Below are 23,119 nucleotides of genomic sequence, written 5' to 3'. Positions count from 1 at the left end.
CTAAGCCTTCGCTTCTTGCTGTTCTACTTGTTCTTTTTTGCGTTTTAGTGCACCTAGCAAAATCCATTCACCCATCAAGATTGTGGCAATGACACCTGCCAATACGGGGCCGGTATAGCTCCAATCTGCGACCGTAAGATCGAGTGCTTCCGGGAAGATAAACAATACGACAGCTTGGAAGATGACAAAGAAGCACACGATGGACATTAGCCATTGGGCACCTATGCCACCTGGCACTTGAAATGGACGCTCACGCTCGCCATCAACGAGGCGCAGCTTTAGATACGCCGGGAACATGAACAAGTAAGGTAGTAGGAAAATACAGCTAGAGAAGGCGAAGATTGACCAGAATAAGTCATCGTTACCTTGTGCAAACAATGCGTAAGACAAAATCACCACGGTAGAAACGATACCAGTAATGTTGTTTGCACCGACTGGTGAACCTTTTTCTGACACTTTTGCCACAGGAGCTGGTAGCTCGCCTTCTTGTGCCGCTTCTGCTGCTGCTCGGCTTGCCCCCATAGTCCAGCTCACCATGTTGCCGATAAGGGTTAGCAGGGCGAGTGTGCCGAACAGGTACACCATGGCAGTACCGAATACGCCGTCACCAAATAAGGTTTTGAAGGTATCGATAAGGCCGGCGACAAGGCCAATGCTTTCAACAGGCAGAGCCATCAAAATACCAAGGGTACCGAAGATGTATAGGAAGGCCGTGATGCCAATAGAAAGGAAGACCGCTTTAGGCATGTCGCGAACATCTTTCATCTCTTTGGTCATGGTCGCAACCAGTTCGAAGCCCATTAAGTTAAAGACAATCGCGGGTAAGAAGGAAACTGCCGAATCCATATTTGGAATCATGGCTGAGAAGCTAAATTCGTTAGCGACACCATTGTTCATCGCATAGACAAAGCCGCCCACTCCAAGTGTGCTAATCACGATGATTTTCAACACTGCACCGACGTTCGTTACCCAGACACCAATATCAGCAGACACATTGCAAATCCAAACGGTTAGCCAGGTTAGCAAGATACAGATGGCGATCTGTCCCCAAAGGGAGAGCTCCGGCATAAATAGCTCGGCAAACATTCCGGCAAACATGATGTAAACCGCTGGCATCCATAAGCCAACATTGATCCAATAGAACCATGTGGTGCGGACTGCCCATTTGAAATTAAACGCTTGTTTTACCCAATCGTAGATCCCCCCGTCGCCTGGGTAGGTTGTGCTTAATTCGGATGTGATCAACCCATAAGGGATGACAAAAAAGATTAACATCAACACCCACCAGCCAATGGCACTAACACCGATACTGGCAGAGGCGGTTAATGTGTCGACTACCAATACTGCACATAAAGTAAATAGTGCAATAGCCGTGACTCCCATTTTACCTTGAGTTTCGTTACTCATCGCTCTTCTCTCCTTAATTCCAACTCGCTAGTTATTAAAGGAGAAATTTCCGTAAAGAACTTTGATGAAAACTGAATATCGGTTTTGGTTAAATCAATTAGGATTAAAAATAAAATGGCTTCAACATAAATAGAGAAAATATACCCAATAGACCGGACAATTGATTTTGATCAATATTTGACTTTTAGGATATCGATAAAAGGCTGGATAATTAAAGTGTCTCCGAGATCACATATCCAATTTGGAAAGTGGATTAATGATATTTTTGTGATTTAGGTAAGGTTTAATAATGCAGCTTTTAAACAAGAGTCGATTTGTGATTTTTATCCACAATCACAAGGATTTATTTCAATACAGTGTGATAAGTCTTTTTGACTTCACTTATTCGGAGAACTCGATATGTCTAAGCCTATTATTGTTGTCGCTGTAGGCGGAAATGCTTTGCTACAACGCGGTGAAATCATGAGTTGTGAAAATCAACAGAAAAGCATCGCGCAGACAGCAAGCTCATTAGCTGAGCTCAGCAAAGATTATCGTTTGGTCATTGTTCATGGCAATGGCCCTCAAGTGGGCTTACTTTCGTTGCAAAATGATGCTTACAAAGATTGTCCACCCTACCCATTTGATGTACTTGGTGCCGAAACGCAAGGGATGATTGGCTACCTTATCCAACAAGGGCTGAATGCTGCCATTGAAGACCGTTATACCACCACCATTCTGACTCGCATTGTTGTCGACGAAAACGATCCAGCGGTGGCAGATCCTTCTAAATTTATTGGACCTGTGTATACCGAAGAGCAAGCCAAGCAACTTGCCGAGCAAAATAGCTGGATTGTAAAACCAGATGGGGCGCATTGGCGTCGTGTTGTGCCGTCTCCGAAACCACTGGAAGTATTAGAGATAAAAGCCATTCAGGACCTATTAGAGAAAGAGCATCTCATCATTTGTGGCGGCGGTGGTGGTGCCCCCGTGGTCGAAAAATACGGTGCCTATGTGGGCTTTGAAGCCGTTATCGATAAAGACATGACTGCCGCATTGATTGCTCAACAAATTGGTGCCGAACACCTACTTATTCTGACAGACGGCACTCACGTCTGTTTGAACTGGGGAACACCAGACGAAGAGAAGCTGGAAAATGTATCCGTTGAGCAAATGAAACAATACAACTTCCCAGCAGGTTCCATGGGGCCTAAAGTGGATGCATGCTGTCAGTTTGTCAAAGAAACAGGTCAAAAAGGGCATATCGGTGACCTGACTTGCGCGTTAGAGATCATTGAAGGAAAATCCGGTACTCATATCCGCCGATAAAACCATTACTGTTTGATAAGCTGTTTAAAGGAGAGCTGGCTAAACTTTTCATTCTCTCAATGGATCTTTGGCAAGCGCTCCTTTATCTTTCTAATTAGTATTAGACTTAATGTATGGCAAGCATATGCGAAAAGTTAAGACAGAAGAAAAATTACGGAGAATTCACGAAGCTGTTGTCCGGTTGATGGATAGGCGTGAAGCAACGGATATCTCTATGTATGATGTCGCTAAAGAATGTGGCATGGCAACATCAACGTTGTACCATCACTACCCCAACATAGAAGACTTGTTTCATACATTATTAAAGGATGTTTTTGACGAGTTCGACCTATTATTGGAACGATGTATAGATGAAGAAAAAGTCTCGCATTGGACTGATATTAACAAGATGATAGAAACTGCCTATGTGGACTATTACAATAATAATCCTATTGCGAAGAAGCTAATATTAGGACGCCATACATTCTCTGAATTAGGCCATGCAGATACCGAGCATGATCTTGAATTAGGTCATCAGGTTGAAATGATTTATAGACGTTTTTTCGATATCCCTCAACTGTCGCAACCTATTAATATTTTTGCCATATCACTACAGGTTGCTGATAAAATCTATTCTCTTTCCTATCGAAAATTTGGTTATATCACTCCAGAGTTAGCTCAAGAAGCGGTACGCCTTACCGAGTCGTATATTCAAATCTACATCCCCAAAATTTGTCAAAGAGTCGATTCAGAATGAAGCTCTGAGCATTCCTTCTGGATAATTCGAGAATTGAAACCCAAAACCAATATATAAACAGCATTTTACTGAGGGAACTTATTCGTTAGCGATACCCACTCTAAAACTGACGTTCAGCTCAACAAGAGTAATACGAAAGATGCTACTCAATGGCATCAAAAGCAAGAGAGTCATTAAATGCTATTTTGACCTCTATTGGACAAATACAAGATATAAACACTCAGATAGCAACGGCAGCAGAAGAACAAAATGCAGTGGCTCAAGAGATCAATCAATCGGTCATCGAAGTAAATAGCCTTGCTAAAGCAACCAATGAGAATGCGGAAAGTACAGAGCACTCAACGAAGCAATTATCCCGTGTAGTGGAAAGCTTATCTGAAATTACAGGCAAGTTTAAGCTGTAGAAATCTATATCAAAACTAAACACCCTAAACGACGAAATCCCAGCATTTCTTCGGGGACGCCTAGTCTGGGCTCTCTAATGTGGCGGAGTGCTTCGAGGGTATTGCGGATTTGAACCCTAGATTTTAGGCATAAAAAAACCGCTAATTGCTTAGCGGTTTTCTTGAATGTGGCGGAGCGTTCTGGGTATGGGGGGATTTTCAAATCCCTATCAAAACTAAACACCCTAAACGACGAAAGCCCAGCATTTCTGCTGGGCTTTCTAATGTGGCGGAGAGATAGGGATTTGAACCCTAGATACGCTACAAACGTATGCCGGTTTTCAAGACCGGTGCTTTCAACCACTCAGCCATCTCTCCGTTATGCGGCGAATAATACGGGGCTAACTTATGCTTGTAAAGCAGATTTTTAAAAACCCGGCTTATGTGATTAAACCTTGAACAACAGGGCGTTATCGCAGATGAATACATGAAACTTACACCGAGAACTTTCTCATCTCGTGGTTTAAATCAGCCAATGACTGGCTGTCATTGATAACCTTAACCACTTATCCGGTTGAGTTTTGGATTGCAGAACCATTAGAAATACACTTGATAATGAATGTGAGCAATGGCTTAGAGCGTGCCAATTAAAACTGGAAAAATCACGGTGTTGCGATCTGATTCTGAGTTGCTGAACAGAACTTTTCCAACTAACTGTCCCATAATAGTTTTATTCGACCAACTAATCAGCCATAAATGGCTAGAGAACTGATATCAATTGTCTAAGCCAACCTGATACATAAATTACATAATAACTAGGGAAGACCAGCATGTCAGTTGACAAAATGCCAGATCTACTAATTATTGGATTTATATTCCTTACTGGATGGATAGCCCACGTCATTAGTTCAAGAGCTCATATTCCACGCGTAACTATTCTGCTTTCTATTGGTGTTATAGCAGGGCCGGCTGTACTTGATTTGGTTTCACCGGAATTTACACAACACTTTTCAACGGTGTCACACTTGGCACTGGCGATGATTGGCTTTTTACTGGGGGAAAGCTTTGCTGGTCGTGACATTAAGGCAGAAAGGCGACAGATCCTTTTTATATCTCTAGGAGCATCAATCGTTCCTGCTATTGCGGTTTTTAGTTCTGTATTACTGGTGACTTCAGATCTCGCCTTAGCACTGGTTCTCGCAGGTATCGCAACCGCAACAGACCCAGCAGCAACGGTAGACGTCATACGCGAGTTTCGGGCTCGCGGACCTGTATCAAGAATACTTAAAGGGGTCGTTGCCGTTGATGATGCCTGGGGAATAATTATATTCTGCCTGCTGCTGGCTATTGCAACCGCCTTATCTGGCGAGGGTACCAGCATTGTAGATATAGCATATGGTGTCTGGGATGTCTGCGGTGCTTTACTACTTGGAGCGTTGATTGGAATTCCGATGTCGGTAGTTATTGGACGACACCGACCTGGCGAACCTACTATCGTCGAGGCTATGGGATTTGTTTTTATCTGCGGAGGTTGTGCAATCTATTTCGACGTATCCTATTTGTTGGCTTGTATGATGCTCGGGGCAACGGTCGCAAGAAGGGCGAAGCATATCGAGAGACCTTTTCATGACATAGAAACAGCCAGCGATCCATTTCTTGTCATCTTTTTCATTCTATCAGGAATGAACCTTGATCTATCAGCACTGAATACACTAGGTATCGCCGGGATTGTCTATGTTGTTGCACGATGTATAGGCAAAATACTTGGGGCTCAAATATTTGCACATTGTGCTCAGTCATCGCCGCAAGTTACCAAACATTTAGGGTGGTGCCTGCTGCCCCAAGCAGGGGTTGCTATTGGTATGGCTCTCTTGGTAAGCGAGAAGTTACCCGAAATTGGCGAATCGGTATTAACCTTAGCAGTGACGACAACGGTACTCTTTGAGTTGCTAGGCCCACTCACTACACGTTGGAGTCTTTATAAAGCAGGAGAAATACCAAAAGAGTATTGATTCTTCCTACCTTTAGCCGAAAGCATTGCAGCTGTTCTCCATGCAGCTCAGCATCTACACCTACAGACCACAAACAGTTACAACACAGCGAAATCAAGCAAAGCGAGCAAATTACAAACCTCAAATTGTCAAAAGGTTTACTCAAACGCGCCACCATTTCGATAAAACCAGAAATAACGTATTGACAGAAACCATTCCTGAATTTATATTTCCAAACATATCGAAACAACCGTTCTTACAAGGCAACAATTATGAGTCCTGAAATTATTACGATGATAAAAGAAGCGGCAGACATGTTTGTGTTCTTAGCCGCTGAGCTGACTATCCTTTTTCTTGTCGTCAGCTACCTGGTGGGCATTTTGCAGGAGTTCCTGACTCCCGAGAAAATCCAGTCAATCCTAAGCTCGCGCAAAGGCAAGGGATACTTTATTGCTGCACTGCTTGGCGCCATTACGCCGTTCTGCTCCTGCTCGACGATCCCTTTCCTGAAAGGTCTGCTTCGAGCTCGTGCCGGTTTTGGTCCGATGATGGTCTTCCTGTTTGGCAGCCCGTTACTTAATCCTGTCATCATTGGTCTGTTTGTCGTGACCTTCGGTGTAAAAGTCGCTGTATTCTATTTCCTTGTTGCGATGGTGGTGTCGGTAACAGCAGGTTTCGTACTGGAGAAACTGGGCTTCGAGCGATATGTACGTAAGGAAGCTTATGAGACGGCAGATACCGGCTCAAGCTGTGGTACATCTTGCAGTGAGGCTGCACCAGCAACAACATCATGCTGTAACTCAAGCGCTTCAGTCGAAGTCAATGCGTGTGGCGAAGCTGTTTTAACCGTCAAAGAAGAGAGCCGTTGGATGCGCGTTTGGCGTGCAACATGGAAGGACTTCAAACAAGTATTTCCTTACTTGCTTGCAGGTATCTTGCTGGGCTCGTTCATTTACGGCTTCATCCCAACAGACATGATTGCGAAATATGCGGGTGCCGCAAACTGGTATGCAATCCCTGTCGCGGCGGTAATTGGTATTCCTCTATACATTCGTGCAGAAGCCGTTATCCCGCTAAGTGCCGCACTTGTTCAAAAAGGAATGGCCCTAGGTTCGGTAATGGCATTGATCATCGGCAGTGCGGGCGCAAGTTTAACCGAAGTCATCCTTCTGAAGTCTATCTTCAAGAATCAGATGATAGCCGCTTTTCTTACCGTCATCCTCGGGATGGCAATCGGAGCCGGTTACCTGTACTCCTACCTATTTGGTTAATCCTGGCTGTTTTTAACCGTCTACGCCTCCCTTCCGGGAGGCGTTTTTATATATATAAGCTAAACATTGCAGCAAATACTTACGCTCTAGTAAGCCACACCAATACGTTAGTTTAGATAATTGCCTGCCTCTAGTTCGTCAATCATTGCTACTGCGTAATCACTCACAGAAATACGGCTTGCCCCCTGCTCGTCGGCCAGCAACTGCTCGCCACCAAGTCAAACTGGCGTACTTCAACGTCCGCATCATCGACCCTAAACGACGAAAGCCCAGCATTTCTTCGGGGACGCCTAGTCTGGGCTTTCTAATGTGGCGGAGCGCTTCGAGGGTATTGCGGATTTACTTCGCCCTGCGGGCCGTTGCTCTAAAACGCCTTCGGCTAGCAACGTTGTCTCGCTTCGCTCGGCTGAACCCTAGATCTTAGGTATAAAAAAACCGCTGATAATTCAGCGGTTTTCTTGAGTTTGGCGGAGAGATAGGGATTTGAACCCTAGATACGCTACAAACGTATGCCGGTTTTCAAGACCGGTGCTTTCAACCACTCAGCCATCTCTCCGTTGTGCGGCGAATAATACAGAGTGCGACCAAGGTTGTAAAGCACCATTGATTACCTTATCAATCAACTGATGAGGTTTTCATCAGGTAGTCCATTTACTCGTCATCTCGAACTATAATTCCCTTCTTTCGCTTCGGGTAATCATAGTAAATTGTTGCAGCATGCTCGCTAAAAATAGCCTGCCAGCAGTCGACCTCAAAGCCAAAGACTGCCACGCCGCAGGTTGGCATGTTATCGATGTTCAGCCCCAACATATTAACCAAATCATTAATGGCCGGGTTGTGACACACCACCATTAAGCGGTCAACCTGAGTAGTGCTTGCCTTAATAGTATCCAGCAGTTCAAAGGCCGATTCGGTATACAATTCAGACCGAGTTTCTAATTTTGGCTGACTAGAAAGTCCTTTAGAAAAGAAATAGGCTGTCTGGGCAGCCCTTAGCGCCGAACTGGAAACAATAAGCTGAGGGCCAGTTTGCCAGGCATTAAGACGATGCACCATTTCAGGCGCATTTTTCATTCCACGCTCATTTAGCGGCCGCTCATGATCATCGAGTGTAGGATCATCCCAGGAAGACTTTGCATGGCGAACTAGAAAAAGTAACTTCATTCTCAACGTCCCCTCCAACGTAGCGCAGAATCGCATTACTCATTCCAAGTATATAGAAACGTTTGGGAACCGTCGTAAAGGGAAAGAGACAAACGAGGAGAAAACCAAAATATGAGAGGAAATTTGGCCCCGGAACTCCAAGGCCCAAGCGGATCACATTGCAGATTTAACGGCACGTGCTAGCTTGCTTGCAGCCTTCTTAGGATCCGGATCCTTTGCATTGAAGAAATTAGTTACCACGTCAAAGATGGCAGCCTGGACATAACTTGTCGTGGCAAGCCCTTGCGAGACACTCGGAACAAGGCCACCATTGGTGGATGTCGATTTAAACGTCGCCATTGAATCTAATGCGCACTTGTCGAAATTACTCATGTCCATATCGAGGCGAACCGGAATTGATCCTTTGTTTAAATTGAATATCTCCTGGAAGTCTTTATCTAAGATGGTACGGGCCAAATCTTTTTGTGCCTGGCGATCTTCTTCCTCGCTGAGTTTGAAAAATGCAAAGCTGTCGATGTTGTAGGTAAACTGCCCCTGAGTGCCCGGAGCAGCAACACACAGGTAATCTTTGCCCGGTGTTTTACCGGCTGCAGCAAACTCGCCTTTCGCCCAGTCGCCCATGATTTGCATTGCAGCCTCGCCATTAATCACCATCGATGTTGCCGAGTACCAATTCCTTCCCCGATATTTAGGGTCAATATAGTCACGCATTTTACGATACTGAGCAAAAACCTCCGTCATTTGCTCACCACCCAGTACGTCCATATCCAGATCGACAAAAGCTTTTTGGTAATCGGCGGCACCGAGAACGGCAAGCGCAACGGCTTCAAACAGCGTAATGTCCTGCCATGGCTGGCCGCCATGCGCCAACGGAATAAAACCAGCCGCTTTGACTTTGTCGGCAACGTCAAAAAACTCTTTCAGGCTTGTCGGCACTGATGCACCTGACTTTTTCAAAACATCAGGATTCACCCACAACCAGTTCACACGGTGGACATTGACTGGCACGGCCACATAATCACCATCGTATTTCATCACCTTGGTGACAACTTCAGGTAAGACACTGTCCCAATTTTCGGCAGTGGCGACATCACTCAAGTCAGTGAGAAAGCCCAGCTTTCCCCATTCCTGAATATCATGGCCTTTGATTTGTGCCGCCGACGGCGGATTGCCAGACACAGCTCGGGTCTTGAGCACCGTCATCGCGCTTTCACCGCCACCACCGGCAATAGCAAAATCTTTCCAGCTATTGCCCTGTTCTTCCATCATCCCTTTCAGTACCGACACCGATTTGGCTTCGCCGCCCGATGTCCACCAGTGTAGTACTTCGACTTCGCCTGCATGTGTCACGGCAGCCGTAAGCGCCAGGGTTAATGCTGAAAGTGTCTGTATTATTTTCATTATCTCGCTCTTACGGCAAATACGGCTAGTGACGCTATTCTTCCAGCAAACGCGGAATATAGACTTTAACTTCCAACCCACCTTCTTCAGCGTTATGGATAGTCATATCACCACCGTGGGCGTGAATAATATTTCGGGCGATCCCCATTCCCAAACCATGCCCCTCATCATCTTTGGCAATACGAAAGTACGGCTCAAAGACAGTCTCCAGCATTTCTGCCGGGATACCTTCACCCTTATCTTTGATGATCAGCACCAACGCATCGGACTCATCCGAAACAATTACGCTAACTTCATGGCCATACTTCACACCATTATCAATGAGGTTGCTAAGACAACGCTTCAGCGCCAGCGGTTTACCTGTCATCGGTGCTATCTGGGTATTGGGAAGGTGGACTTTTGTTTGTTTATTGTTGTGCCTCTCAGCAATACTACGCAGCATTTCCGACAGATCGACTGTGGTTAGATTCTCGTGGAGATCGGTATCTTTTACGGTCTGTAGCGCACCTTTCACCATCATTTCCAACTCATCGAGATCATTGTTGAACTTCTCAATCTTCGCTTCATCATCAATAAGCTCAGCCCGAAGTCGCAATCGAGTAATTGGGGTTTTTAAATCATGAGAAATAGCAGAGAACAGATGTTCCCTGTCATCAATATACCGTCGCAGACGAAGCTGCATACGATTAAAGGCCTGTGTTGCCGTGACCAGCTCACTCGCCCCCTCTTCTACCAACGGCGGCTGATAAATATCCAGGCTTAATGCATTGGCGGCATTGGCAAGCCGCTTGAGAGGTTTGGTTTGGCGGCGGATCATAAAATAAGTGAAGACCAGCAGCAGCGTCGTGATAAAGATAAGAAAAATAACCTGCTGTTTGGTAATGATCTCATCTTCCAACGTCACATAGGGTGAAGGTAGCAAAGCGGCAATATACAGCCACTCATTGGTTGCCAGCTCTAACTGCACGACAAGGATAGGTGGATTGAACGGCTCCAGACTCAGGGTGTAATGTGCCCAAGAACGTGGCAGATCGGTCAATAAGATATCATTCTTCAGAACGTGCAGGGTTTCCGGCCGGGAAAACTCAACCCGAATAACATCTAACCGAGGCAGTTTTTCGCTCAGGGTTTCTTCGAAAACTCTAACCGCCGTATTTTTCATCTGGGAGGAAGGAATAGGATCAATAAGAATTTCTTCTTCGTTAAACGAAACAAAGAAACGGGTTCCTCCCATGTTTCGCAGCTGATCCAATACGATATGTCGATATTCGAGAGGGAGTGACTGAAAGAAGGTTACCGTCGATGCAAACATGTTCGCCATGCTGGCCGATGCCGACTCAAGTCCTTCCAAGTCCCGCTGTTTTGACTGCCCATACCAAATAATCGTTGCAATTAACTGGGCCAGAAACACCGCCAGCAAGGTAAACCATAAAGTGCGTGCCAGAAGAGACTTTGGCCACCATTTTTTCCAATTCATGTATCGATGCCTTCTTCTGTCACATCAGCGCAATACTATTCTTCGTAGGTGACTTCAGCATTAAATGAATAACCATTACCGCGACTGGTCTTAATCAATCTTTGCTGTGTGCCTTTGTCACCCAGGCGCTGGCGTAAACGGCTAAGCTGAACATCAATACCGCGCTCTGATGGATGAGATTCACGGCCTCGAGTCGCAAATGAGATGGTATCGCGATCGAGAACTTCATTCGGACGGGAGAGAAATAGCATCAGTAACGCAAAATCACTACCGGACAACTCATAATCCTTGCCTTTATCCAAATCAAACAGGCGCTGAGAAGATGTCTCTAACCGCCAGTTGGCAAACCGAATCGCTTTTGGCGTTGCAGGTGCTTGCTGTGTTTCGGCAGGTTTCACTCTGCGCATCAGTGCTTTGATCCGTGCCATCAGCTGTCGTGGGCTAAAAGGCTTGGCAATATAGTCATCCGCTCCAAGCTCAAGACCAATTATTTGGTCCATTTCGTCAGAGACGGCCGTCAGCATAATAATTGGTACATCAGAAGTTTTACGAATGAACTGACATAAGGTGAAACCATCATCACCGGGCATCATGACATCCAGTAAAATGAGATCGGGATAACCCAACGCTAACCGACGCTTCATTTCTTCGCCTTCGGCAGCCGTTATTACCGTAAACCCTGCTTTTGACAGGTATTCATCCAATAGCTCGCGAATCTCCTGATCGTCATCAACAACAAGGACCTTCTTGCTCGCACTCATCTCACCTTCCTTTTGTACCAGGTCGCCTCAACTTGCCGACAAGTGCTTGCTGAGCACTCTGCCTGCGCTAACGGGCACCAATGTGTTTCCAAATAGTCAATCCGGAAGTTCAAGGTTGCTGAAGCCAAAGGTCAGCAATTGCTTGTCCGGTTATGTCTCTTCCTAAGATACCAGACCGTACCGAAAAAGGCGTGTATTATGCCTCAGAATCATGAACTTCGCGAATAACACAGAGGCTTTGTTCAATATTGCCCCCAAATAAAGTAGGTGGAAAGCATAACGGCGAGCACTGCCGGATCAAAAAAAGCTGCCAGCGGCAGCTTTTCTATCAAGCCAGTGAACTATGCTACGCCCATCTGAGTCTTATATTTACTCACAGCGCGATTGAAAAAATCTCGGTCGTCGTCGTCATCGATATTGTTACTCAGTTCGGAAAATACCTCATATCCTTTCTTGGCATTCTTTACCTGCCACACGGCATAAGCTGCCTGTTTATCAAGTTCAATTCGATTTTTTTCAGCTTGAGATAATAGTGTTAAATTATGCATAGCCCAGTACCACGGTGAAACACAGCGCCGATAGTAGCCGATTTTTCACTTTAGACCAATGGCTAAGCCACCAAACACATCATAGGTCTCCACACAAACAGGGATAATTGACGAGGTGATCAGAAGCCAAGATGCATTTTCAGTATAATAAAGAAGCCAACCAAAACACCGGTTACCAAGGCGACGCTTAGTAACGGACTTAATGTTGATGTACACGGATTATGCAGGGCATCGGTCAATGTTGGCTCGCTGTCATCAGGCTTCTTCTGACCTTTGACTTGCTCTGAGACATAATAGGTAACCGTTTCAATCGACTCTTCGGCAGAATCAATCACCTGGGCACCGAACCACTTTTCACTGTCAACCAGTTGATAGGTATCAACAATACGGGGCTTACTAAACAGGCCTGTTCGTTTATCTATGACAGATACCGCACGATGATCTTCTTCCTCGTACCACACCCAGCATGGCAAATAACCACCTTCAATTTTCACTTTGCTGGGATAGGGATAACGAGTATCCGCCATAACCTGCATCAGCTGCTCTTTTGAAAGCATCAAGTAATGCAACTGCTGAAGACAGTGTTCAAGCCAATGAGGAAAGTTGTTCCGATAGGATGACTGACGAAGCGGAGCTAAACGTGCCGCACCGCGCACGACATATTCTGTAACCTGATTGCTCACGGGCTCATTTTCAGCCCAGAATGATTGAGCCATTACTTTCGGTAGGGTAAGTCGCTGACAAATGGAACCGCTTGGCGCGACTAACAACAATTTCAGCTCATCTGATTCGATATTGGAAGCCTCATCATCAGCCAGGTACTGAACCCGCCACGGACGGGTGAGCTTTCGAAGGATAGCAGCATTAACCCTTGCAACTGTTGCCTGGTAATGCTCATAGTTTGACATACTCTACCCTCTGCTGATGATCTCTAGTTATGAGTTCATAGTAAGTGATTATGCATACTTCGACATTGATCCGTTTCGACTTTTTGCGAACTTATCCTACTAAAGCCAAATGAGAGGCAAAGAATCATCGTCAAACATACCTATTACCCAACATTTATTCCCAATGCGCAGCGAGCTCATTGGGATGCTGCAAAGAAAAAAGCTGCGTAATGCAGCTTTTCCTTATGAACCAGATAAAGTGCCTATCCAGCTTACAAACTGATATCAACGCCTACGACAACAGCATTGTTTTTAACCTCACCCATGTCGCGATACTCATAGCCGAGGCTTAAATCCACCAATGGCAACAGCGTGAATACAAAACCGGCTCCGCCAGTAAATGCCCAGCCGTCATCAGTTGCTTTCACACCGGATTGTTCAATATCAACATCATAATAGTTAGTACCGGCTTTAGCGTACAAGCTACCGATCAATAACGGGATATCGCCACGGAAAGTGACCGGAAAGGCAGTATAGTCAATATCATTCTTCGATGCCGATAGCTCTGCATCTACCTCAGCGCTTCCCTGAACCACACCAGCATTAATACTAAAGAAGTCATTTAGCTGATAGCTGGCATTGACACCGTACTCAAAACCGTATTCTGTATTGCCCTTAAAGTCTAATTGAGCCGCTCCTGCCGTCGCGCCAACAGATAATCCAAAAATATCAGCACTCGCCGGTAAAGCCGTCAATGCCAACATGGCAGCTAGCAAACTTTTCTTCATGGTTACATTCCCTCGTCTTAAATATGCGCTATTAAATCAAACGTACTTTTTGTTATCTCTTAGAATTAGCCGAGAACATACCGTAATACCAGTCTGTTAGCTCAATTCCGTGTTCGTACTCACCTCAAAGTCACATTTTAATAATTACCGGCCGTTATAATATAAGAGCAAATAATCACTCAATTTCATCGAAGTATCGCCTAGCGCAACATGAAATCCATTACAAGATCACACATTAACATCTCTTGTTTCATACTCCATACACTCACATCGACAAGCACCAAAAACACCACAACAAATTGATAAATAACAATTATTAACAAAAAACACAAATTCATTTTCTAAATGTATCAACGCAACAGGCAAACGCTTTCCTTCCCATTTTCAACAGAATTGGTAATCAAGGTGCTATTTTTAGATAATAGGGAAACAAATTGTGATCAAGATCGCGAGAATATAAACGCACGTTCCTTACACTTGCTCTATCAAACGGCAACACTAAAAGGCGCCAACTTAGAGCAGCCTCACAGCCGTCACTATTTATATGCAACTTGTATGCAACACACAGAGGGTAAACACATGAACGAAATTCTGCTTGCGGTTTTTGCAGGGTTAATAGTTGGCGTATTCTTTTCGGCCATCAAACTTCCACTGCCTGCGCCACCAGTACTACCAGGCATTATGGGTATCGTTGGTGTTTACCTTGGTGGTATTGCATACCAAAATATAGTTGAACGTTTTTTCTCTTAAGTCCCCCATCATTTATTATTAACAAATTCCTAGGAGTGAGCTATGGCTACCCCACATATTAACGCTGAACTTGGTGATTTTGCAGAAACTGTCCTAATGCCAGGTGATCCACTGCGTGCAAAATTCATCGCTGAAAACTTCCTGGAAGATGTAAAGCTAGTTTGTGACGTTCGTAACATGTTCGGCTATACCGGTACTTATAAAGGCAAGCCTGTTTCAGTAATGGGCCACGGTATGGGCATCCCATCTTGCTCGATCTATGTTCACGAACTGATCAAAGATTTCGGTGTGAAGAATGTTATCCGTGTAGGTAGCTGTGGTGCCGTACATGATGATGTAAAACTGATGGACGTAATCATCGGTATGGGTGCATCAACAGACTCTAAAGTTAACCGCATCCGTTTCAGCAACCACGATTTCGCGGCGATTGCTGATTTCCACCTACTGGAAACCTCAGTTAACCAAGCTCGCCTACAGAATGTTCCTGTTCGCGTCGGTAACGTATTCTCAGCCGATCTGTTCTACAGCCCTGAAGCTGACCTTTTCGACAAGATGGAAAAGCTAGGCATGCTGGGTGTTGATATGGAAGCTGCTGGTATCTATGGTGTTGCTGCAGAGCTTGGTGCGAAGGCACTGACAATCCTGACTGTTTCTGACCACATTAAACGTGGTGAGAAGCTAAGTTCAGAAGACCGTCAGAAGTCTTTCAACCAAATGATGAATGTTGCACTAGAAACAGCAATTAACATCTAACAACTTTAGGTGGCTGGTGCGCCCCGATGCACCGGCCGCTTATCTCACTAGCTAGCGCTAATACTAATGTTATTAACATTTTGATTATATTGGTATTAGTGAAAACTAGGGACAATTAGTGCTGATGAAGTTACAGGTATACAATTTAGTCGCGGCTCAAAAATTTTGTAAAATGTGGCGTCTTACACAATTTAAACTGAGTATTGCCAACAAGGCATCCCTCAGGCGTGCTAAGTAGTATCTCTGCAAAATCATTGCATCTAATTTTGTACTGAATAAAAGGTTAACCCCTTTTATTCAGTACCCTTCCCTACCCCTTCTATGTGTGGCTGTATAAAACGTCACACGTATTGCTCAGGCACAAGGACAAGGTTAGGCTGATATGATGAAAAAGTTTCACTCCGATAGCAATGATTCCTTGTTGCCTCCTGCTAGCGGTCAACTTCAGCTTAACCACTGCAAAACGGTAGGTTGTTGCAATTTTGGTTCCGAAGACAAGAACCACTATGTACTGCAGCGAACCAATCCAAAACGGCCAACACTCGTCTGCCGTGAATGTGGTGCCTTTCCACCGATTCTAAACAACCATGACGTGGTGGAAGAAGTTTCCAGACTTAAGTTAATGCAGAGCAGCGGACTACCTGCCTGCAGTAACCCGGATTGCGAAAACCTCGGACTTCCTGTTCTTACTCATCGCCATCTATACCATGCATTCGGTTACAGTGGTGATCGTCAGCGCTATCGCTGCAAATGCTGCCAGGCTACGTTTGTTGACCGATGGTCGGGATTCAATGGCAAAAACCAAATCCAGCAAAAACTACTTGCCCTGCTGTTCACCGGTTATTCAGTGCGGGATATCTGTCGTCGCCTAGGCATGAATCCGAAGTCTTTTTACGATCAGTTGTCGCATATCGCCAGCCGGTGTCGCCGCCAACTGTCTATGTTTGATGCTCGTTTATTTAAGCATTCGCAAACCTTGTCACTCGCCACAGATTTAATCCCGCTACAACCCCACAGCAGCAACGGTGTAAGCTGGATTGCTAGCTGTGAAGCAACCTCAGGCTACGTAGTTGGCCAACATGTCAATTATCAGCAAAACAACGTTGAGAACCCAACCGAGCAGCATGATCCGTATGTTGACGGCACTCGCTTTATGGCTCCTCCAGGCGCAAAACTGGTTGAAGTACCACCTCCGGCTCCACAGGGGATCCTCGCCCGAGTTGATACCAAATACCGCGAGGTACTCTCTCGCCCGAATCTCGAAGATCCACTCACCAGTATGCCTCGGATAAACTATCCAACCAAAGGTTGCTTGATCCGCCCGCAATATACGGTGTATGCCCATTATTTGCATCTGGCACAGATGCTGGAATACAACGAGTCACTGTCTATCTTCATGCCTCAGGAACCATTACTCCGCTCTGCCTGTATCTCGGTGTTCATGGAGCGGATCAAAGCCAAAACGATTGACCCCGTCTATGTCGAGGTAGATAAAGGCTGGGAGCATGGTCAAGCGGCAGGAAGAGTCGATATTGTTCTCATGGGTTGGTGGCGAGATCGCTGGGCATTCACGAGGCACAATGACATCGGCAAAGGCATCTGTCATCTCGGTGGCGAGAAGGGCAATGAACAAAAGTGGCTGGAACTGGCTTCACACGGTGCGATTTCTGAATACCAAAATCGATTCCATGATCAGTTCGCCCAACTGGTTGACGAGCCTCGCAGGAAGTTGCGCCCTGCAGGTCTGCTGCCACTACTGGATATTTACCGTGCCTGGCATAACCTATGCCACCAAGATCGCTCAGGATTAACACCGGCACAACAAATGGGCTTAACGTCAGCACCGCTAACACTAGAACAGCTTCTCAACTGATATCAAATAGTTCGACTTGGTTCAACTCTGGCTGTCTGACCCCGACAGCCTTAATCTCTCATTAAAACTGTATTGCTCTTACCAAAAGCAACCATTGTTTAAAACAGTTTTAGTTCAACACCTGATATTCTAATAACCCTACCCTATCGTTTCATCGGCTCCCGCGTTCTACTTTCAAACAGACGTAGAGCGACTATGCCTTCAAATCAGCGCCTAGCCAAGAACCAATAAATTCTCGCTGAAGCAAGCACCTTGAAGTCACTTGGGTATAATATGAAGCATTCTTTGCTAGAGGGATCAACTTTCCTTCCCTCTAGAGAACGTTGTGATTGATAATTATCTAAGATTTATTTACAAATAATTAATAAATCCAAAATCGGGGTAAATGTAGTTTGATAAGGATAGTCCCAAACAGAATTAAGCCTATTTTACTTTCGAGCATGTTGTTTGTGGGCATTATCCCTGCGTTTATCTATAGCTGGGTCAGTAACGAAAAGTTATCGACTGTTGCCCTTTCTCAAATTTCGCAAGGCTTAAGCAGCCGAACCGAGCTGGCCGCACAGAATATCGATGATATTATCGCCAAGCGGCTCCTAAGCATCAAAACCTTGGCCAATTCGCCGGTCTTTGAGCTGGCCTCTGAGTCCGTTAAAACGGATGAGGGATTTCTCAGCCACTACCTTTCCGAGCTCACAACCGTTGATACTGCCTTTTCGGAGTTTTACTTACTTGAAAGAGATCAGGTCAAAAATAGTACATACGCTGTCGTTGAGTCCTCCCAAGAACATTCAACTCAAAACCTAACTCGTGAACTCAAGCTTGCTGGGGTTTCCCAACTAAGTAATGTTGCTGACAGACTCAACACATCATATGGTGATGTTTATATTTCGCAACCACGAGATCTGGACAATACTCCGTTTATTTACCTCATCACAGCAGCCAAACACCAGCACCCTGAGCAAGAATCACAACTAAAACAAAAATTACTTGTGGTCAAATATGAACTCAGTGAACTCAATAACCAACTGACGTTTCTCGGTGAGCGGATTAGTGATACCGACTACATTATTCTTATCGATCAAAAAGGTAACGTGATCCTATCAGGAAAGCACCAGGGGCATTCACTACAAGTATTTGAAAATTTTCAGCAAAACTATAAGCAAAATGACACTGACGGTCATTCTTCTACCAGTGAAATCATGCACTATACCGACCGTTATAATGAACCGCTGATTGCAACCGTAACCCGCCTCGGCACGACGGGGAACGATAGCCAACCACTTTGGTCACTGGTTTCGATAACCCCGCAAAATACGGTAACCCAAGCTGTCGATTACCTCCACCGCTACTTCATGCTGGCCCTTATTCTCACTGCAGGCGTCGTGATTATTCTGTCGATAGCCCTAACCAAACGGATCACTATGCCGCTGGCAAAACTGTCTCGATTTGCGGCTCAATTTAAACTTGGTAACTATGCCCGCAATGACCGAATTGAGGGGCCACACGAGCTCCAGGTGCTGCATGACGCACTGAATCAGGGAGCGGACAAAATTTCGTACGATACCGAGCGGCTTAACCGGGCACTGCACAAGGCAGAAGCCGCTGATCGAGCAAAATCAGCCTTTCTCGCCAACCTTTCCCATGAAATCCGGACCCCTATGAACGGGATGCTGGGCTTGTCGCAGCTATTATTGAAAACAGAGCTGACAGAAGAACAGGAGCATCACCTCCGTACCCTGCTCGATTCGGGCAAACATATGATGTCTCTGCTGAACGACATTCTCGACTTTTCCAAAATTGAGCAAGGACAGCTCAAACTGGATCAAACCAATTTCTGTTTTACCGATTTGGTCGGCACCATCGAGAGTACTTACTACTCGTTAGCCAAAGAGAAAGGAATCGGCTTCGATATCCGGTGCGAGTTTAATCAAAATGATTGGTTTTATGCCGATAAGGCCCGGATCCGCCAGATTCTCTTTAACCTGATTAACAACGCTATCAAGTTCACGGAACGAGGCAAGGTTCAGGTAACGCTAAAACTGGAAAATGGGGAGAACCCTGGCGAAAAAACACTCACGATTATTACCCAAGATACGGGGATCGGTATCGATTCTGAGCGCGTCCAGTACATCTTTGACCCTTTTGCCCAGGCAGAAGCCTCTACCAGCCGTCGCTTTGGCGGCACAGGGCTTGGGCTAAGCATTGTGAAGCAGTTAGCTGAACTCATGAATGGTCGCATCAGCCTCGACAGCGTACCCGGGGCAGGTTCAACCTTCACTGTCACCTTGGGCATTCACCAGGGGCAGTACATGCTGCCGGAACAGGAAAGCGTAGAATTCGACCACCGTGCGTTTGCTAACCTCAAGGTACTGATCGTCGAAGACAACAACCTCAATGTCCTGATTATCGATTCTTTCCTCAAGCAACGCGGCTTTCAAACCTGTGTCGCCGAAAATGGAGCCGATGCTTTATCCATCCTAGAAAACGAGTTTTTTGATGTCATCCTGATGGATAATCATATGCCAATCATGGATGGTATCGAGGCGACAGCTCGGATCCGGGCACTACAGTCTCCGATCAGTCAAATCCCTATTTTTGCCTGCACCGCTGATGTCTTTGAAGAAACACAGAAAAATATGATTGTTGCTGGCGTTGACTGTGTGATCACAAAGCCATTAGATGAACAGAAACTACTCGATGCTCTCCAACGCTTTAAAAATAAAATCACCCATATGGCATTGCTTCGAGCAGCCCAAGAAGCAGAAAGAGAGCCTGACAATACGCAAGAGGAAGAATTGCAAACCGACGTTTCTATTGGCGGCAACATAATGAACGACGAACTCTTCAGGGAAATCATAGAAAACGACTGCAGCGAAATCAGTAACAATAACAGTAATAATGAAGGCCCGCTTAACCCTGATAGTTTCCAGCAAATCGATCTCACCGCACTACTCGATATGATGGATCAAGACCATGATATTATTATGCAGTTTTTACAAATGTTTGCAGAAGAACACAGTCAAGATATCGGCAAGCTGAAGCACGCGCTGACACAGGACGATTATGATTCAGCTATATTGCTTAGCCACTCATTAAAAGGCGCTTCGGGTAGTATCAGTGCCGTTTATGTTCGCGAGGCGGCATTAGTCATCGAGAAAAAAGTCAAAGCAAGTAAACAACCCACAGAGTCTGAATTGTCCCAATTGGATGAATTACTACACAAGCTGATTGAAGAAATTCATCAACAAGTTGAAATTACGATCTAATTGAATAAATGCTGGCTGAGCAAGTCAAGATGAACTTATGTGGTGTACGATAACTTCTCCCAGCTCGCTCCCCATAAGCCTGAGGGTAATCGGGAACGAGCTAGACGCAACATTCTACCATAACGAAAAACGGCTCAAATATTGAGCCGTTCGTAGAAGTAATATTTGCGATCCAGTTCGCTCCAAACACCTTAGGTGCTAGGAGTTATTCTATTTGGTTTCTTTGTCCCAGGTCGACCAAAAAACAAGAATCCAGAATTAACATCGGAATAGTAGAACAACGTTAATTTCCATAATTTTCTTTTAAAAATACATACGTTGGTGTTGGCACTAACTCTTTAATTATTTCAAAATCTTTGTTCTTCAAACATGCTCGAACTGTTGAAGCACTAATAATACGACCATTTGTTGATATTCTATCAATAATATCAACATTAATACCATATTCAGGAAGTAACTCTTGCATTTTTTCATTATACTGCTTTGTTACATTACATGTTGGTTCGTCACCTAAAAATATTGTTTTGATATTCAATTTATTAGCAATGAACTCACAAAAGAACCAAGCTTCCATTGATGCATCTGTAATTACTTCAGTTTCTTCTTCTTTATTAAAGTAATCAGGATAAGTTAACTCTGTACAAATGAATTTCCCACCAGGAAGTACCGTAATATTTTCAATATGCTTTGTGCTTTCAGAAACCAACCTGAATCGATCCTTAAATTTAAAGAATGACTGATCTTCTTCTATAACAAAAACATATAATTTATCAACCTGTTCAGAAGCGTATTTTATTAAGTGCATATGACCATTAGTGATAGGGTTACAGTTAACCGCAATACTGCCAACTTTTAACCCAGAGAGAGGTTTATACCTATCAAGTAAATTAAGATACTCTTTCATTTCTCCAGATTCACAAAGCTGTGCTGTTTGCTTATATAGAAAGTATTTGAAATTATCTAGTACACTGAAAACTCTATCATCTAAATTGGTATAGGAGCTCAAATTTACGTTTCTATCCTTTATCACAGGCAGGAGGAATTTGGTTGCAATCTCTTCAGCTAACTTCTTGTTTCCATTAGGAGAATAGTGACACTGATGCTCAGTTAGATCTATGAAAAAATCGTTCCCCCTATCTATTTCATTTAGGTTAACCACCTTAATGTTTTCACTATCAAGATCTTTAAACTCATCAAAATCAAAAAATACGACGACATCATTAGGATTAATTTTTGTTTGAACAAGGTTATTTATCGATAGTAAGGAATTCGCTCCCAACACACCATGGTTTTCAACTTTTATGTCGCTAAGTGAAGCATTGATCTTCTTCTGAATTTGACTTACTAGTGTATCTTGATCACTCACACCAGATGAAAAAGTCGTTGAAGAGCCAAAAAATAAAACTTTTCTATTATAATTTTTAGGTTGATATTTTGTCCGTCTTAAACCATTTGAAACAGTTACAAGAGAATTACTAAAATCAGATGATATAACTTTTGTTGCTTTTATTATAGGGGCTTTATAGCTATAAAGATCTTTTATTTTGTCTTTTTCTTCGTCTTTATAAAGACCTTTTATATATTCTGGTGGGTTGTTGTCCTTGAGCCACTCACGTCTCTGTTCTATATAAACATTTTGGTTTGACAATAATTCTTTTTCTTCAGGTGACTTTTTATCAAGTCTCACTCCTCGATTTACAACAACCACAAATAATGGTGTTGCACCTTTGCTTTTAACATAATCATTAATGAAATTGAACTTATCTAATTTGTTAACTGTGTCATTAATTCTATCTATCATGACCATAGGGTTTAAATCATTTATAGAATGGCACTTATAGTTATTCATTAGTGACTTTATCTTACAGGTCTCGTTAGACATGATATATAAGTTAAGTAATAAATAGTAATATTCTTCTTTATTAGCCTTTAATAGAACCTCTTCATAATATTTTATTGCCTTATGATAATCACCACGTTTAACATGAAGCACCGCTATTTTATTATTAATAGACTCACGATTGTATTTAAATGTAATCTTATGTATGAGTATGTATTTAAATAGTCTTAATTTGTACCCAAAGAGTCTTAATTTGTATTCAAATAGTCTTTGTTTGTATTCAAACCTTTTAAAACCGATCATCTTTCCCCATCACATACTGATCATTAATCGTCGACAAGTGCTTGAAAACCCATAGGCTGGTTATCTTTTCGCTTTTGAGTAAAAGCTAGACTTAACTTTAATTACGACCAGTATCTCCCAACATCAAAAAAAGGGATTATACATATATAATTATAATCATTGAAGGCGCTTAATATATAATTACTGAATTTTTGGTTTCAGTTTAGTGAGTG

18 protein-coding genes, 2 tRNA genes and 1 pseudogene are annotated in these 23,119 nt (G+C 44.0%); 9 read left to right on the top strand and 12 right to left on the bottom strand.

The features are described 5' to 3' along the window. Positions 1-1,407: an APC family permease gene (locus EDI28_RS08840; RefSeq protein WP_128783473.1), complete on the bottom strand. Its 1,407-nt coding sequence runs from the start codon at positions 1,405-1,407 to the stop codon at positions 1-3. Between the two features lie 399 nt (positions 1,408-1,806). On the opposite strand from EDI28_RS08840, the gene arcC reads away from it, so the two are divergent. The 3 genes from arcC (at position 1,807) to EDI28_RS08825 (ending at position 3,855) form a co-directional block, all read left to right on the top strand. Continuing rightward, complete coding sequence (gene arcC, locus EDI28_RS08835) at positions 1,807-2,715, top strand: carbamate kinase (protein WP_128783472.1); 909 nt, start codon at positions 1,807-1,809, stop codon at positions 2,713-2,715. Between the two features lie 124 nt (positions 2,716-2,839). Next, positions 2,840-3,451: a TetR/AcrR family transcriptional regulator gene (locus EDI28_RS08830; protein ID WP_128783471.1), complete on the top strand. Its 612-nt coding sequence runs from the start codon at positions 2,840-2,842 to the stop codon at positions 3,449-3,451. A gap of 149 nt (positions 3,452-3,600) precedes the next feature. Continuing rightward, a complete protein-coding gene (locus tag EDI28_RS08825) occupies positions 3,601-3,855 on the top strand; it encodes a hypothetical protein (protein ID WP_128783470.1) in 255 nt (84 codons plus the stop codon). A 266-nt stretch (positions 3,856-4,121) separates the two neighbouring features. On the opposite strand, the gene EDI28_RS08820 is transcribed toward EDI28_RS08825, so the two are convergent. Next, a tRNA-Ser gene (locus EDI28_RS08820) sits at positions 4,122-4,212 on the bottom strand. Between the two features lie 452 nt (positions 4,213-4,664). Between EDI28_RS08820 and EDI28_RS08815 the strand changes: the two genes are divergently transcribed. Then, positions 4,665-5,846 (top strand): cation:proton antiporter, encoded by a 1,182-nt coding sequence (locus EDI28_RS08815; protein ID WP_128783469.1) that lies wholly within the window; start codon positions 4,665-4,667, stop codon positions 5,844-5,846. A 251-nt stretch (positions 5,847-6,097) separates the two neighbouring features. Then, positions 6,098-7,096 carry a permease gene (locus tag EDI28_RS08810; protein ID WP_128783468.1) on the top strand — a complete coding sequence of 333 codons (999 nt, stop codon included), beginning with the start codon at positions 6,098-6,100 and terminating at the stop codon, positions 7,094-7,096. A 107-nt stretch (positions 7,097-7,203) separates the two neighbouring features. On the opposite strand, the pseudogene EDI28_RS08805 reads toward EDI28_RS08810, so the two are convergent. The 9 genes and pseudogenes from EDI28_RS08805 to EDI28_RS08765 form a co-directional block, all read right to left on the bottom strand. Continuing rightward, positions 7,204-7,311, bottom strand: a pseudogene (locus EDI28_RS08805) (NAD(P)-dependent oxidoreductase); the annotation flags it as partial. A gap of 250 nt (positions 7,312-7,561) precedes the next feature. Continuing rightward, positions 7,562-7,652: transfer RNA gene (locus EDI28_RS08800), tRNA-Ser, on the bottom strand. 95 nt (positions 7,653-7,747) lie between these two features. After that, positions 7,748-8,260, bottom strand: a complete 513-nt coding sequence (locus EDI28_RS08795; RefSeq protein WP_164918512.1) for a SixA phosphatase family protein — start codon at positions 8,258-8,260, stop codon at positions 7,748-7,750. A 153-nt stretch (positions 8,261-8,413) separates the two neighbouring features. Then, entirely contained in the window at positions 8,414-9,661 is a 1,248-nt protein-coding gene (locus EDI28_RS08790) for an ABC transporter substrate-binding protein (protein ID WP_128783466.1), read from the bottom strand. A 34-nt stretch (positions 9,662-9,695) separates the two neighbouring features. Then, positions 9,696-11,138 carry an ATP-binding protein gene (locus tag EDI28_RS08785; RefSeq protein ID WP_128783465.1) on the bottom strand — a complete coding sequence of 481 codons (1,443 nt, stop codon included), beginning with the start codon at positions 11,136-11,138 and terminating at the stop codon, positions 9,696-9,698. 35 nt (positions 11,139-11,173) lie between these two features. Further along, positions 11,174-11,899 (bottom strand): response regulator, encoded by a 726-nt coding sequence (locus EDI28_RS08780; RefSeq protein WP_128783464.1) that lies wholly within the window; start codon positions 11,897-11,899, stop codon positions 11,174-11,176. Between the two features lie 341 nt (positions 11,900-12,240). Then, entirely contained in the window at positions 12,241-12,447 is a 207-nt protein-coding gene (locus EDI28_RS08775; protein ID WP_128783463.1) for a DUF3283 family protein, read from the bottom strand. A gap of 119 nt (positions 12,448-12,566) precedes the next feature. Beyond that, on the bottom strand, positions 12,567-13,355 hold the full coding sequence (locus EDI28_RS08770; RefSeq protein ID WP_128783462.1) for a hypothetical protein: 789 nt from the start codon (positions 13,353-13,355) through the stop codon (positions 12,567-12,569). Between the two features lie 251 nt (positions 13,356-13,606). Continuing rightward, positions 13,607-14,122, bottom strand: a complete 516-nt coding sequence (locus EDI28_RS08765) for an outer membrane beta-barrel protein (protein WP_128783461.1) — start codon at positions 14,120-14,122, stop codon at positions 13,607-13,609. Positions 14,123-14,701: 579 nt separating this feature from the next. Between EDI28_RS08765 and EDI28_RS08760 the strand changes: the two genes are divergently transcribed. The 4 genes from EDI28_RS08760 to EDI28_RS08745 all read left to right on the top strand — a co-directional run bounded on the left by EDI28_RS08760 (position 14,702) and on the right by EDI28_RS08745 (position 20,764). Beyond that, entirely contained in the window at positions 14,702-14,872 is a 171-nt protein-coding gene (locus tag EDI28_RS08760; RefSeq protein ID WP_128783553.1) for a XapX domain-containing protein, read from the top strand. Between the two features lie 42 nt (positions 14,873-14,914). Further along, positions 14,915-15,625, top strand: a complete 711-nt coding sequence (deoD, locus tag EDI28_RS08755) for a purine-nucleoside phosphorylase (RefSeq protein WP_128783460.1) — start codon at positions 14,915-14,917, stop codon at positions 15,623-15,625. 382 nt (positions 15,626-16,007) lie between these two features. After that, positions 16,008-17,498: an IS1 family transposase gene (locus tag EDI28_RS08750; RefSeq protein WP_128783459.1), complete on the top strand. Its 1,491-nt coding sequence runs from the start codon at positions 16,008-16,010 to the stop codon at positions 17,496-17,498. 440 nt (positions 17,499-17,938) lie between these two features. Continuing rightward, positions 17,939-20,764, top strand: a complete 2,826-nt coding sequence (locus tag EDI28_RS08745; RefSeq protein ID WP_233353325.1) for an ATP-binding protein — start codon at positions 17,939-17,941, stop codon at positions 20,762-20,764. Positions 20,765-21,047: 283 nt separating this feature from the next. Here EDI28_RS08745 and EDI28_RS08740 read toward each other — a convergent pair whose 3' ends face one another. Continuing rightward, entirely contained in the window at positions 21,048-22,907 is a 1,860-nt protein-coding gene (locus tag EDI28_RS08740; RefSeq protein ID WP_128783458.1) for a nucleotidyl transferase family protein, read from the bottom strand. Between the last annotated feature and the right edge of the window lie 212 nt (positions 22,908-23,119).

Source organism: Photobacterium chitinilyticum (genome assembly GCF_004104355.1).
GTDB classification, from domain to species: Bacteria; Pseudomonadota; Gammaproteobacteria; order Enterobacterales; family Vibrionaceae; genus Photobacterium; species Photobacterium chitinilyticum.
The sequence above is the reverse complement of the archived record's forward strand: the minus strand, read 5'-3'. Positions and strand labels throughout refer to the sequence as shown.